The following is a 14,915-nucleotide window of genomic DNA, read 5'->3' as shown; positions in this document are numbered from 1 at the left end:
GTTATCTAAAATTTGTTTAAAAAAATCTTTGCAAAAGTGGGGAAATATGGGCTTGGGGCGGTTAAACGCCCCGAAGTTTAAATAGCTATTTGACGTTAAAGCTTCGCTGAGCTAGGTCGTAATCGTTTTGTCTTTCGTTATACATATTTTCAGTTGTGACTGCGCCAAGAGAGCATTTGCCACCAAGTCTTACGCGATAAGGCGTGTAAAGCACGGCATCTTTTTCGTCGCTACTTAGCGTGTAAAAGCTTAGCACGCGGTCATCTTTTACGCTTTTATACTCAACTTGCAAGCTGTTTTTTAAGCTCTTGCTAAAGTTGCTTAAATTTTCATTTATCGGCTCAAAGCAGCTACTTACGATCTCGTTTATAACGCCATTTTTAACCATTGTTTTTGAGTTTATCACTACTTTTGAGTAGATGACGTCATTTACTTTTAGGCTGTCAAGACCTAGCTCTTTGCCTTTTTCATCGACAAAAACGCGGTAGATGTCAAGCTCTTTTGGCTCGATTTTATGTTTGATCTCAAGTGGCAAGTAAGCGTAGCTTAAGATAGTTGCATAAAGCTTATTTGAGCCTAGTGGAGTGATGCTAAATTCGCCATTTTTTGTAGTAAAAGAGGTGCTTAAAAGACCGTCAAATTCTTTACTTTCGCCGTTGTAGCTAAGCTTAAATTTATTATTTTTCTCGCCGCTATCTTTGCCAAAGTATGCGTTTAGCGCTCTAAGCGTAAATGCACGCTCTTGCGTTGAGCTTAGCTCATTTAAATTTACTATCAAGAAATTTGCAAGATCGTCTGAGTAGTCGTTTTTCTCAAAGTATTTTGCGTGCAGATATAAGATAAATGCGTTATCTCTTATTTTTGAGCTAAAATCAGATGGATTTTCTTCGCTTGTTTTGGCATTTTTGATATCTTTTAGCGCGACTTTTGCCTCGTCATTTAGGCCGTTTAGCTTTAAAGCTGCTGCCATTAGGTATTTACTTAGTGCTGTTTTATTGTAGGCTTTGTCGTCATAAATTTTATTTAAGATTGATCTATCGGCCATATTTGCACGTGAGCTTACATAAAGAGCGTAAAGTGCCTCAAGGTCGTTATTTGCGTATTTTAAGAGCGAATTTAGAGCATTTTGTTTGATGCCTTTACTTACCTCATATCCAGCCTCTTCAAGGTCAAGAAGCACGTCTGTTGCAAAGATGCTTGCAAATGCGTTTGTCTCGCCTAGATCGCTCCAGTAGCCAAAGCTGCCGTCTGGCTTTTGCATCTTAACTAGCTCATCTATGCCGCTAACGATAAATCTCTTTTGATCGCTTTTTTCAAGCTCATCTTTTGGTTTTAAATTTAAAAGCGCAAGCAGTCTTGAGCTCCTTTGCTCCGCGCATCCGTAAGGATACTCTACTAAATTCTTTGAAGCTGCTAACAGCACACTTGAGACCGAGCTTGACGCATCAACGCTTACATCGTGATAGCCTTTTGGTAGTGAGATCTTGCTCTCTTTGTCAAAGACGCTGCTTTTTGCGTAGGTGCTGATCGTATAAGGGCTAACGACGTCTAGTAAATTTTGAAGCGTTTTTGAGCTATTTTTGTCGCTTATTGTGACATTGTATTCGCCAGCACCTGTTTCAAGGGCTGAAATTTTAAGCACAAATGCCTTGTTTTCAAATGGCTTTAGGTTAGCATTTTCTTGCGTTTTGATGTTTAAATTTTTGCTCGATGCTACATTTATAGTAAGGTTTTTGTCGGCATTTGTCGTATTTATAAGCCTTAAATTTGCGCTTAATTCATCGCCTTTTAAAAGATAGATCAAAGCACTTGGCTTAATGATCACATCATCTTTTACTTTTATCTCGCTATTTACGGCGTTCATTGCAGTTGCGTCATTTGCCACAGCATCTACTCTAATGGCACCGTTAAAGCCATTTGGCGTTTTAAACTCGTATGAAATTTCGCCTTTGTCGTCTGCTTGAAGGCTCACTAAATTTGCATAAGTTTTTACATTTTTGCTATCAACTGGGCTTGCGTGTTTTGCCATTTTTGCAGCCACAGCCATCGCCGCAGCATCACCGCCAAAACTTAACGTTTTGCCCTCGACCTTGTAGTTTGTGAGCATATTATAGATGTCGTAGTCAAAGACGCCATCAGGTAAAATTTTGTCAAAAAACTTAAGCGGATCGGCTGGTTTTTGCGATGTGATATCAAGCACGCCAACATCTGTGATAAATAAATTCAGATAAGCTTTTGGCTTTGTTTTTAGTGAAATTTTGATATTTTCATCGCTCTTTGCGCTTTTTGGCGCTTCTAAGCTAAGCTCTATCTTTCTTGAAGATTTATCGCCATTTGCATAGACCTTGCCGTATGTTCTAAACGGAGTTAGCCCAGCGTCAGTCATGCGGTAGATATTTGCGCTCACGTAAAGGCCATTAAAGTCAAAGTCAAGTTTAAATTTAACGTTTGCTGAGTTGTTTTTGATCTTGACGACCTTGTAGGCTTTAACCCCTGCGTCTTCAAGCGTGACAAGCGCGATGCCTTCTTTTATGGCTGAGCTTATGTCCGCGCTTAGCTCGTCGCCTTTTTTATAGACGCTTTTGTTTAGCTTGATCTGAGACTTGCTAAGCTCTTTTGTAGGCGCTAGAGTTGAGTAGTTGTAGCCGCTTACGTCGATGTCTAGGCTCGTGCTTGCGCCACTTACTAAATTTGTAGCAGTGATGACGTATGAGCCACTTTGCGTAAATTTATAGCTAAACTCGCCACTATTTTTATAAAAACTATCCACATCTTCAAGCGTTTGGATCCATTTTATATAGCCGTTTGCGTCCCTTTGATACTGCCATGTGACACGTTTTACATCAAATTTCAAATTTGACTTCACTGCCTTTTGGCTTGGCATATCAACAACGACTGTTCTTATCTTTACATCTTCGTTTGGATCAGCAAATGCCGTGCTAGCAGCGATGCCAACCATATCTTTATAAGGATAGAGTGTAAAGCTTTTTGCGTCACTTACGTTTTTGCCATCGTCATTTACGTTGAAATTTATGACACCTTTTATTATTGAAGGTGCGTTTTTGGTGTTAAAGCTAAGATCTATCATCTGGCTTGATTTGCCATCTTTTGAAAGAGTTAGATCATTTTCTATGCTTGGATAAGCAGCTGCTTTTAGGGTGTCATTCTTAAATTTATACTCTTTGAATTCGCTATTTTTATACTCATCATCAAAGAAGCTAACCTGCATACTGCCAGCTAGGTCGCTAGCTGCTCCGCCAAAGAGATAGCTACTTGTTAAATTTACCTTTACTAGCTCATTTGAAAAGAATTTATCCGCGTCTATGGTTATGTCATTTTTTATCTTGTTTGGCACGAAGCTCTCGACGTAAAATGGCACGCTTGCTATTACCTTGCTAGCGTAGATTATCTGCATGTTAAATCTACCGCTTAGATCGCTTAAAATTTCTTTTTCAAAATTTATCATGCCAACATCATTTGTATTTTGCGTGATCTGGGCGCTGCTTTTGCCTTGTGGATCGATAAATTTGATCTTAACTGGCATATTTTTAAGCGGGTTAAAGTCCCTATCTCTTAGATAGATAGCTCCTTTTAAGCTCTCGTTTGGTCTTATGATATTTGAGGCAAAATGCGTGTAAGCGTCGATGCTCTCGCTTGGATTTTGGCTGATGAGCTTTGCCTCATTTAGCGCTTCGCCATCTTTTATGATGAGGAAATTTTGCTCCTTGCCAAGTGAGACGACGATCGATGAGATCTCTTTGTAGATATCTTTTTTGTTAAATTTAAAGACGCCGACGTCATTTGTCGCGCCAACTGCGATCTCTTCATTTCTTTTGCCATAAATTTTTACATTTGCGTTTGGTAACATTGTGTTTTCGCCAAGGCGGTTTGCAAAGACGAAAATTTCATCCTTGCCAAGCTTTGCATTTATGGCGATGTCGCTTAGATAGACGACCTTTGAGACGCTCTTGTCTTTGCCGTAGTTTAAGCTTATCTTATAAACGCCATCTCCTGCTCCTGCAAAGTCAAGCTTGATCTTGTTTAGTGAAATTTCGTTTAACGCACCCTCTAGCTTGTAGCTTTTGCTTGCTACTTTTGAGCTAAAATTGCTTAGATCTTCGCTATTGTCGTTGAAATTTAAAAAGTATCTAAAATTTTGATCGCTTAACTTTTCAACGCTCACATTTAGCTCAGGCAAATTTGCACTTCTAATGCCGATCTCGCCCACACTTGAGATGTAAGGCTCTTCGTTTGTAAAATTTGCAAATGGAGTGAAGTTGCTAGCGACCACCTCGCAGGTTTTGGCCTCTCTTACGACATTTCTGTCATCTCCAAAGCCCGGTTTTATCGTGATCTCGTAGCTATTTTGTGGCTTAAACTCATCGCTTGTGATATCGATGTAATAATCATACCCCTCAAGCTCAGAATTTGGCGCGCCAGCCTCATCGTCATTTTTATATGCCACGTCGCTTATGCTAAAGCTTTTTACGCCTTTTATCTTTATAAATTTCTTTAGATTATTATCATCGCTTAGCCACTCTTTTAGATAAATTCTAAATGCCAAGATGCCGTTATCAAGGCTTGTCGGATAAATTTTAGCTATCTCAAAGCTTTTAGCTTCAGCGTTTAAATTTACGCTCTCGTCGCTTGCTTGCTCACTAAATTTCACCATGCTATCGCCTGCAAGCTTAGCGCCAAATTTACTCTCAAAATTTTCTCCAAGATCAAAAGTAGGCTCGCTTATATTTTTATCAAGATCAAGCTCAAAACTGTTTTGAGAGAGCTGCAAGGCATTAAAGCTAGCGCCTTTTACGGCTACTTTTTTCACAAGCTCATCACTAACTTCGTCATTAAATTTAAGGATAAATTTGCTATCAGAGAGCTTTTCTATCTTCTCAAGCGCAAATTCTTTCGTCTCAAAGCTAGCGCTACTGCCATTTTCTAATTTGCAGTTATACTCGGTGCCAGCATGCATATCTTTTGTAAAAAGCGTAAGGCTTTGAGCGTTAAATTTCACCGTGCCACTTAGCGCTGGCTCACATGAGATGAGTTTTTTCTCGCTTAGAGTGTCTATGAGATTTTTGCTAACATCATCTTCTAGTCCAAATTCCACGCTTAAAGGCGACTTTACCTCGACATTGCCATTTAGACTTAAAGCATATAAATTTACTGCTCCTAAAAGTGCTAGAACTAGCGCTTTTTGCTGCATTTTATCTCCTTAGTTTTATTGTTATTTCACTTTGATTTGAGTTTTGATCAAGACATTTTAAAGTGTGCTCGCCAAGAGTTAGATCTAGCCTTTTTTCGCTTGCATTTTCTATCTTAGAAAAGTTCAAATCATCCACTTTTAAGTAAATTTCATCACCTAAAAACGCGTAGCATTTTAGCATAATTTGTGTTACATTTTCATCTGTCACGATCTCTTCGCCGTTATATGGGTAGGCAAAAACTGGCTTTTTGTCTTTAAAAACTTCAGCACAAGGGCTATTTTTGACCTCGTTCTTGTCTAAAAAGCCATTTTTTATCAAAAACTCAAGCTCCTCGCCTCTTAAACTCTCGCACTTATCTTGCAGTTTAACCCCAACTATCCTATCATCAAGCGCCGTTTTTTTGCATGTTTCATAACTAAAAGCATCAAGGCAGGTTGGCACTTTTTCAATGCCCTCTGGCTCGCTCATAAAGCTTAAATTTCTTTTTTGAGCGATGAGCTTAAACATATCAAAAACGATCTTTGAGACGTCATTTAGCCCAGTTAGTTTGTCAGTTTTTTCGGCGTTAAAGTTGCCCACCCAGACGGCTATTGTATAGTCCTCATCAACTCCAATAGCGTAAAGATCGCGTGAGTTTGCACTTGTGCCTGTTTTAAAGGCGATTTTTGGCGTGTTTTGCGCATATTGCCAAGCATTTTTTAGATATGACCTTGAGGCCTCGCTCATCATTTTGGCGGTTAGATATGCGCTTTGAGACGAGATGAGGGTTATGTTTTTGTCCTCATTTTTGTAGTTTTTGCCCGCAAACTCAAGTGGTCTATAAACCCCGCCATTTGCGTATATCGTATAAAGATGTGCAAGATCAATCAGGCTCATCTCAGCACTGCCTAAAACTATCGAAGAGCCGTAAAATTCCTTGTTTTCATCAACTAAATTTACCTTTTCAAGTAGCTCATAAAGCGAGTTATCTTTTAGCTTTAAGTCTAAATTTATAACTGGGATATTGAGGCTAAAATTTAGAGCGTCCTTTGCGCTTACAAGCCCCAAAAAGTCGTTACTAAAGTTTTTTGGTACATATTCATTTAGATAAATTTGCGTGTCAATTAACTGCGAGCTTGGCGTGATGAGACCACTATCAAGGGCTAGCGAGTAGATAAAAGGCTTTAGCGTGCTGCCGGTGTTTCGCTTCATATTTAGGGCTGAGTTTTTGCCATCACGTGCGCGCTCATCGTGTGAGCCGATAAATGCAACAACGCTCATTTTTTTATTGTCAATGACCACGGCTGCTGCGTTATTTGCGTTTTTAGCCTTTAGCGAAAACATCGCATCTTTTAAAATTTTAAGCATATCTTTTTGTAAATTTAGATCCAAGCTCGCCTTTGAAATTTGGTTTTTAAAAGCGACATTTGCGTAGTCGCTAGCATTTACGACGGCTCTTATCCTTACATTTTTAAATGGCTCAGCCTGCGCTCTTTTAAAGGCGCTAAGATCGATTAAATTTGCCTTATAAAGCATCTTTATGACCCTGTTTTTTAGGGCATTTATGTTTGAAACGCGGTCAAGCCTATTCTTATTTGGATTTTTAGGGATCGTGCTTAAAAGTGCGGCCTGAGCGTAGCTAAGCTCGTTTAGCTCCTTGCCAAAGTAAAAGAAGCTTGCTGCCTTTGCACCCTCGATATTGCCACCATACGGGGCTAAATTTAGGTATAAATTTAAAATTTCATCCTTGCTAAAGTGAAGCTCTAGCTGAAATGCTCTAAAAATTTCTCTTATCTTATTTTTATAGCTCCTATCACTTGGCTCAAGCATTCTTGCCACTTGCATAGTGATAGTGCTAGCGCCTATGCGGTTGTCGCTTCTTAGGTTGTGGAAAAATGCCCTAAAAATGGAGGCAAAATTTACGCCAAAATGGTAGTAAAAGTACCTATCTTCAAAGAGAACGACGCATTGTTTTAGCGAGTTTGGAAAGCTTTGCTCGTGAAATCTCCAAATTCCGTCGCTACTAAGCTTCATATTTATGATCTCGCCATTTTTATCAAGCAAAATTTTGGCTTCGTCTTTTTTAAGCGCATCTAAATTTAGTGGATAAATTTGATCAAGTATCAAAAAAGTAGCGACCACTAAAGCCAAAAATAGGGCAGGGAATTTTAAAAATTTAAACTTTTTCATCGGCGTGATTATAGCTGTTAAAGTTTAAGTAGCTATAATTAGGCCTTTTTAAAAAAGAGGAAACAATGCCCTTATCTAGGTTAAACAAAGAACAATACACCGCCGCAACTGCGCCATTTGGACACAATCTCATCATCGCTTCAGCTGGCACTGGCAAGACTAGCACGATTGTCGCGCGCATCGCTCATCTTTTAAATTTAGGCGTAAAGCCAGAGAAAATTTTGCTTCTAACTTTCACCAACAAAGCAGCCAGCGAGATGATAGAGCGTTTAAATAGGTATTTTGACAAACAAATCACCTCCAAAATCACCGCAGGCACTTTCCACTCGGTCTCATTTTCGCTTTTAAAAAGCCTTGATAAAGGCGTCACGCTAAAGCAGCCAAGCGAGCTAAAGACGCTTTTAAAAAGTCTTGTTGAGAGGCGTAAATTTTACCATTTAAGCGACGTCAAGCCTTATGGCGGAGCCTATCTATACGACCTTTACTCGCTCTTTCAAAACAGCGAACAAGGCACAACATTTGGCAAATGGATAAGCGATAAGAGCGAAGAGCAGGGCGTTTATGCTGAAATTTATGAAGATGTCTTAGAGGAGTTTGAGGCTGAAAAGGCTAAATTTGCCTACGCTGATTTTAACGACCTTCTCATAAAGATGCGCGACGAGCTAAAAAAGGGAGCAAATTTATCTTATGATGAAATTTTGATCGACGAGTATCAAGATACAAACACGCTTCAAGGTAGCCTAATAGACGCATTTAAGACAAAGAGCCTCTTTTGCGTGGGCGATTTTGACCAGAGCATCTACGCATTTAACGGCGCAAATATCGAGATCATAGGCTCGTTTAAAGATCGCTTCCCAAACGCAAATATCTACGCTTTAAATGTAAATTACCGCTCAAGCTCGAGCATACTTGCCCTTGCAAACAAGGTGATAAATAACAATCCAAGGCTTTATGAAAAGCACCTCACGGTTAGTCGCGAGGGAAATTTCAAACCTCCAAGGCTGCTTGTCTATAACGAGCTTTTTGATCAGTATCAAAATATCGCTGATATCATCTCACTTTCGCCATTTAATAGAGAAAATATCGCCATAATTTTTAGAAATAACTCATCAGCTGACGGCATAGAAGTCGCGCTAAAAGAGCGAGGCATCGGCTCAAAGCGAAAGGGCGGGGTGAGCTTCTTTGAGAGCCGCGAGATCAAGGCACTCATCGACATCATGGGAATTTATGTCAATCCAAAAGATATAATGGCATTTATTCACATCTGCGAATACGCAAAGGGCGTTGGCAGCGCAGTTAGCAAAGAAATTTTTGACGCGTTACTGAAGCTTGGACATGGAAATTTGATAAAAGGGATAGTTGAGCCAGATGAGAGCGTAAATATCTCATCAAATAAAAGGCGAAACTACCAGCTAGGCCTTTTTGACGACCTTGACGAATTTGCCGAAGTTTCGAGGTTTTCTAAGCTTGGCTTTAGCGATAAATTCCTAGGACACCCTGTGCTAAAACTACAAAAGCTAAGCGAGAGTGGGGCGCAGTTTTTATATGAAATTTACAACTTTTTAAGAGGCATGAGAAATATCTCAAAGCCAGCCACGATGATAAATGAGATAAAAACTAGTAAAATTTACTCGTTAATCGTTGAAAATCTCAGCACAAAAAGGGCAACTCTAAAAAATGGCAACGTCGATCTAGCTCTAAAAGAAGAGGTCAAAGAGCGCATAATGGCAAAGAGCGTGGTGCTAAGCGAGCTAGCTAAAAAGTATCAAGATATCAGTAAATTTTATAACTTCTTAGCTCTTGGCAGCAACGAGATGAGCGAAGGGCAGGGCGTTAGCTTGCTTAGCGTGCATGCGAGCAAGGGGCTTGAATTTGACCAAGTCTTTATCGTAGATCTTGCGCAAAATCGCTTTCCAAATTTAAAGCTAATGAGCATGGGTGGCAGCCTAGAAGAAGAGAGGCGGCTCTTTTATGTGGCAGTAACAAGGGCTAAAGATGAGCTATATCTTAGCTATGCAAAATACGACAAGATAAAGAAGGTGAATTATCAGCCAAGTAGGTTTTTGATAGAGGCTGGCATGGCAAAAGAGGAAGCTTAAAGAGTATTTACTCTTGTGAAGTAGAATTTACCAATTTTTTACAAAGAGAAGCGATGAAAAAATCTAAAATTTTAATAATCCTGCTTATTTTAGGCGTTGGCGGATACTTCGTCTATGATAAATTTTTCAATATAAAAGATGAAAAGGTGGAGTTTATCACCAAAAAGGCAAAGAAGGGCTCATTTAGCAAAAAGGTCGATGCAACTGGAGAAATTTTCGCTACCGAGCTAATCGACGTGGGAGCTCAGGTGAGCGGTCAGATAAAAAAGCTATATGTTAAGCTTGGAGATCAGGTAAAAAAGGGCGATATGATCGCAAGCATCGATAGCTCGACCCAGCAAAATAGCATAGACAATAAAGAGGCTCAACTGGCCATCTACAAGGCTCAGCTTGAAAGTGCAAAAGTGGCTCTAAATATCGCTAAAACGCAGTTTGATAGAGAAAACGCGCTCTTTTCTAAAAACGCCACCTCAAAGCAAGAATTTGAAAGCGCAAAAAACACATATAGTACAAATAGTGCCAAGATAAAAGAGCTTGAAGCGCAGATCAAGCAGACAAATATCGAGCTAAGCACCGCTAAGATAAATTTAGGCTACACAAAGATCACCGCTCCAAGAGATGGCACGGTTGTAAGCGTGCAGGTTGAGGAGGGTCAGACTGTAAATGCCAACCAAACTACGCCAACTATCGTAAATATCGCTGATCTTAGCCGAGTTAAGATGAAGATGCAAATAGCCGAGGGCGACATCACCAAGATCAAAGTCGGCACACCAGTTGAATACTCGATCCTCTCTGAGCCAACGAAGAAATTTCAAACGACTGTTAGCTCGATCGACCCAGGGCTTACTACGCTAAGTGACGGCAGCTACGGCTCAAGTAGCAGCAGTAAGTCTTCATTAAGTAGCTCAAGCAGCAGCTCGGCGGTTTATTACTACGCACAAAGCATCGTTGATAATAAAGATGGAATTTTAAGAATAGGCATGACCACACAAAACGAACTTTTAATAGCAAATGTCGAGGACGCCATCATCGTGCCAAGCATCGGCATCAAAAAAGATGAAAACGGCACTTTTGTCTATGTGCTAAAAGATGGCAAGCCAGTAAAAACAGCGGTCAAAACCGGCATAAAAGACAACCTCGATACGCAGATCATCAGCGGCATAAACGAGGGCGACGAGATCATCACATCTCAAGGCTCATCAAGCGAGATCGCTAAGATGATCGCAAAAGAACATAAGAAGTTTTAAGTGATAAGCCTAAAAAACATCACTAAAAGCTTTAAGCTAGGTGACAATGAGATAGAGATCTTGCATGGCATAAATTTAGAGATAAAAAAGGGCGAGTTTATAGCGATCATCGGTCAGTCTGGCTCTGGTAAATCTACCCTGATGAACATCCTTGGTTGCTTAGACAGCCCAAGTGGTGGGCAGTATCTGCTTGATGGCAAAGAAATATCAAAATTTGATAGCGACGCACTTGCCAAGCTTAGACGAGATAAATTTGGCTTTATATTTCAAAGATATAACCTGCTTAGCACGATGAACGCCCTTGAAAACGTAGCGCTACCAAGCATCTACGCAGGTGCAAACAAGAGCGAGCGAGAAAAAAGAGCTAATGAGCTTCTTGGCTCACTTGGACTTAGCGAAAAAGCGAAAAATTTACCAAACAAACTTTCAGGCGGACAGCAGCAAAGGGTATCCATAGCAAGGGCGCTGATGAATGGCGGCGAGATCATCTTGGCTGATGAGCCAACTGGCGCGCTTGATAGCAAAAGTGGGCTAAGGGTGATGGAAATTTTAGTTGATCTTTACAAAAAAGGCCACACCATCATCATCGTCACGCACGACCCAAAGATCGCAGAGTATGCGAGTAGGGTGATCGAGATAAAAGATGGCAACATCGTAAGCGACAATGTCAAAAATAGCAAAATTTATGAAGCTAGCAAGCAAACTCAGCCAGAAAAGAGCAAATTTACCTACTATAAAGACCAGCTAATTGAGAGCTTTAAAATGTCGGTAAATGCGATGCTAGCGCACAAACTAAGATCGCTTTTAACGATGCTTGGCATTATTATAGGTATCACCGCGGTTATTAGTGTCGTTGCCCTTGGTAAAGGCTCGCAGGAGCAAATTTTAGCTGGCATCAGAAAGATCGGCACAAACACGATCGACATCATGCCAGGTAAAGGCTTTGGCGATATGCTCTCAGGCAAGGTAAAAACGCTCTCCATAAGCGATGCAAACATGCTTGCTAAGCAGTCCTTTTTAGACTCAGTCACGCCAAATACAAGCACTTCAGGCGTGCTAACCTATGAAAATATCTCGCTAAGTGCGAGCCTAAAAGGCGGTGGGGTAGGGAGCTTTGATGTAAATGGGCTAAAGCTAGAAGAGGGCAGAATTTACGATGAAGACGAGGTTTTAAACTCCGCTTCAGTCGCACTAATCGATCAAAACACTAAAAATAGCATCTTTAAAAATGATGATCCTATCGGCAAGATCATACTTTTTAATAAAAAGCCACTTCGCATTATCGGCGTTTTGCAAAAGGATGATTTTAAGATGGGCGATTCAAGCACGCTTAAAATTTACGCTCCATACACGACCGTGCTAAACAAGGTCACTGGAGATAAATTTATAAGCTCAGTCACCGCCAAAGTAAATGAGGGCGTCAATGCGCAAATCGCCGAAAAAACACTAACCGAGCTTTTAGAGATCAAGCACGGCAAAAAGGACTTTTTTACAAGAAACTCAGACAGCATCAAGCAAACGATCGAAGAGACCATCTCGACCATGCGCCTTCTCATCTCAAGCATCGCCGTCGTCTCGCTCGTAGTTGGGGGCATAGGTGTCATGAACATCATGTTAGTCTCAGTCACCGAGCGCACCAAAGAGATAGGCATAAAAATGGCGATCGGAGCTAGACAGAGCAACATTTTGCAGCAGTTTTTGATAGAGGCGGTGCTGCTTTGCCTTATCGGCGGAGCCATCGGCATCGTCCTATCCTACGCGATCGGCTACATCTTTAACAACTTCTTAAACGGCTTTAGCATGATCTTTTCAAACGGCTCGATCGTGCTTGCACTTGTCACGTCGATGGCCATTGGCATAATCTTTGGCTACATGCCTGCCAAAAACGCCTCAAAACTAAATCCAATAGATGCGCTTTCAAGGGAGTAATATGAAATTTCTAAGCCTAGCTTTAGTGCTCGTTTTAAGCGGCTGCGCTGTTAAAAATATAGATGAAAACTACAAGCAAATTTTACTTGAAGATAACGCCAGTGGTGAGCTAAATTTAGACACCTTTTGGTGGAAGCAGTATGAGCAAAGCTACCTTGATGAGCTTGTAGAACTTGCGCTTAAAAACAATACTGATCTTGCAAAAGCGGCAATAAATGTAAATAAAGCGCTCGCTCAAGCTGGCGTTTTGCAGGCAAATTTAATCCCAAGCTTTAACGCTGGTTTTGAGGCTGGAAGTAGCAAAAATATAAAAGAGGGCGGCGCGGTCACTAGAAGTTTTGGCTCAAGCATAGGGCTTAGCTACGAGCTTGATCTTTGGCAAAAGCTAGCAAATAGCAAAGACGCAGCGATGTTTGAGGCAAGGGCTACTAAATTTGATCTAGAGGCTGGCAAACTAAGCGTGATAAACTCCGTGGCAGACGCTTACTTTCAAATTTTATATCTAAATGAGAGCATCAAAACTTATGAGCAAATTTTAGAAATTTATAACAAGCTAAATGAGATAGTTGGGCTTAAATTTAAGCTTGGCAAAGAGGAGGCGTTAAGCTTAAAGCAGATAAACTCACAGCTTTTAAGCGCTCAAAATAAGATAGAAAGTGCCAAAAAAGAGCTTGTGAGTGCTAAAAAAACGCTTAGGATTTTGCTAAATGAGAGGCCAGAATTTGAGCTTAAATTTGAAGGCCTCACGCTAAGCCCTGTAAAAAGCGTGGGCGTTGATCTAGATGTGCCAACAAGCGCCATAGCAAACCGCCCTGATCTAAGAGCGGCCATTTTCCGCATAGAAGAGGGCATCTTAAACTACAAAGCGAGCCAAAAAGAGTTTTATCCAAGCATCACGCTAGGAGCCAGCCTCAAAAGCAGCACCGACAAAAAAGAGGAAGCCTTTAGCCTTAAATTTCTAAATGGCAATGTCGCTCTAAATTTACCATTTTTAAACTACCACAAGCTAAAGTCAAATTTAAAGGTTAGCGAGACAAATTTCGAGCTTGCAAAGCTAAACTACATAAGCACTTTAAATAGCGCATTAAACGAGATAGACGCATTTTACAAAGGCTACTTAAATGATGAAGCACTACTTACAAACTACCAAGAGCAGATAAAAAACTACGAGGAAATTTCAAAAATTTACGAGCTAAAATACTCCTACGGCAAGGTCGAGCTAAAAGAGTTTTTAGAGGCTAAAAATAGCGAGCTAGAGGCTAAAATAGGGCTACTAAAGGCAAAATACACGCTTTTACAAGATGAGCTAAATATCTACAAAGCCATGGCAGGCAAATTTAATAGGTAAATTTATGAGCTCGGCTTGGGACTACGAGGCAAACGCATGCAGCAGTGATGGCAAATTTAGCGCCAAATTTGAAGGCTGCGAGGTCGCTATGGGCGCTCCAACCCTTGGCGAGCTACGACTTTTTATAAATAGCAAGCACTATCTAAATTTAAAAAATGAGCTTTCAAACCACGAAAAAAGACTATTAAATTTGGATCAAAATTTAGTTAAAGATGACGATGTGTTTCAAATTTTACTTAGCGAGAGAGCAACGGCTTGTTTTTTATTTTCAGACGACTCTAAATTTCTAGCTTTTTCTGAATGGACGGCAGATAAAATGCAGATCATAAAGGTAGTGCGGCTAGCTGATATGAGCATAAAAACCGCCGGAAAGCCAAAAAGAGTAGTGGAATTTCTCTCATTTAATGATGGCTTGCTTGAAATTTTAGACTCACCGATATTTATGCCCAAAAACTACACACTAGATATCCGCACGCTTTTTGACGATAAAATTTAATTACGCACTTTATCTTTAAAAATAGTTTTCAGGCGTGTTTTCATAGTAAATTTAACTCCTTGCTCTTAAATTTAACACGCAAGATCGCTCAACTTTAAAATTTTACGTAAATTTTGATTTTATAGTTGCTTTTGATTGCTAAATTTAGCCCATTGCTTCAAAATTTAACACGTAAGATCAATATTTGGTGCACAAAAACAGAGATATCCACGCATTTATTCTATTTTATGCTGCTCTTAAATTTTATATGCATAAGATCGCCTTATTAGCTTTTTAGAAAAAATAGCTTTGGATTAAATTTGTCTCCAAAGTGCCAGCTCAAGTAAGCCACTTTATTTACATTTATCGCGGCTTTTGCAAGGTCGGTGCTCTGCGTTTAAAAGCAAGAACCACAAACTCCAAAGATAGCTCTTGCTC

General features: G+C 40.2%; 7 protein-coding genes. 5 read left to right on the top strand and 2 right to left on the bottom strand.

Annotation, left to right across the window (positions count from 1 at the left end):
- Positions 1–85 precede the first annotated feature (85 nt).
- Positions 86–5,209 (bottom strand): alpha-2-macroglobulin family protein, encoded by a 5,124-nt coding sequence (locus CVS81_RS05465; RefSeq protein ID WP_107965346.1) that lies wholly within the window; start codon positions 5,207–5,209, stop codon positions 86–88.
- Between the two features lies 1 nt (position 5,210).
- Positions 5,211–7,379, bottom strand: coding sequence for a penicillin-binding protein 1C (gene pbpC / locus CVS81_RS05460; RefSeq protein ID WP_107965345.1), 2,169 nt, complete (start codon positions 7,377–7,379; stop codon positions 5,211–5,213).
- Positions 7,380–7,444: 65 nt separating this feature from the next.
- On the opposite strand from pbpC, the gene CVS81_RS05455 reads away from it, so the two are divergent.
- From CVS81_RS05455 to CVS81_RS05435, 5 genes are read left to right on the top strand one after another with little or no spacing between them, the layout of a single operon-like run.
- Positions 7,445–9,478, top strand: coding sequence for an ATP-dependent helicase (locus CVS81_RS05455; RefSeq protein WP_107965344.1), 2,034 nt, complete (start codon positions 7,445–7,447; stop codon positions 9,476–9,478).
- 53 nt (positions 9,479–9,531) lie between these two features.
- The gene (locus CVS81_RS05450) at positions 9,532–10,725 is read left to right on the top strand and encodes an efflux RND transporter periplasmic adaptor subunit (protein ID WP_107965343.1); all 1,194 of its coding nucleotides are present in this window, start codon (positions 9,532–9,534) and stop codon (positions 10,723–10,725) included.
- A complete protein-coding gene (locus tag CVS81_RS05445; protein WP_107965342.1) occupies positions 10,726–12,654 on the top strand; it encodes a MacB family efflux pump subunit in 1,929 nt (642 codons plus the stop codon). It abuts the gene before it with no gap.
- Between the two features lies 1 nt (position 12,655).
- Positions 12,656–14,002, top strand: coding sequence for a TolC family protein (locus tag CVS81_RS05440; protein WP_107965341.1), 1,347 nt, complete (start codon positions 12,656–12,658; stop codon positions 14,000–14,002).
- Positions 14,003–14,006: 4 nt separating this feature from the next.
- On the top strand, positions 14,007–14,498 hold the full coding sequence (locus CVS81_RS05435) for a flagellar protein (RefSeq protein ID WP_107965340.1): 492 nt from the start codon (positions 14,007–14,009) through the stop codon (positions 14,496–14,498).
- Positions 14,499–14,915 lie beyond the last annotated feature (417 nt).

Source organism: Campylobacter concisus (assembly GCF_003049065.1).
Lineage (GTDB): Bacteria > Campylobacterota > Campylobacteria > Campylobacterales > Campylobacteraceae > Campylobacter_A > Campylobacter_A concisus_BE.
The sequence above is the reverse complement of the archived record's forward strand: the minus strand, read 5'-3'. Positions and strand labels throughout refer to the sequence as shown.

What these genes read in the sequence shown, in the direction of transcription:
- pbpC (WP_107965345.1), bottom strand. Translation starts at nt 7,379, where the DNA reads ATGAAAAAGTTTAAATTTTTAAAATTCCCTGCCCTATTTTTGGCTTTA.
- CVS81_RS05465 (WP_107965346.1), bottom strand. Translation starts at nt 5,209, where the DNA reads ATGCAGCAAAAAGCGCTAGTTCTAGCACTTTTAGGAGCAGTAAATTTA.
- CVS81_RS05450 (WP_107965343.1), top strand. Translation starts at nt 9,532, where the DNA reads ATGAAAAAATCTAAAATTTTAATAATCCTGCTTATTTTAGGCGTTGGC.
- CVS81_RS05455 (WP_107965344.1), top strand. Translation starts at nt 7,445, where the DNA reads ATGCCCTTATCTAGGTTAAACAAAGAACAATACACCGCCGCAACTGCG.
- CVS81_RS05435 (WP_107965340.1), top strand. Translation starts at nt 14,007, where the DNA reads ATGAGCTCGGCTTGGGACTACGAGGCAAACGCATGCAGCAGTGATGGC.
- CVS81_RS05440 (WP_107965341.1), top strand. Translation starts at nt 12,656, where the DNA reads ATGAAATTTCTAAGCCTAGCTTTAGTGCTCGTTTTAAGCGGCTGCGCT.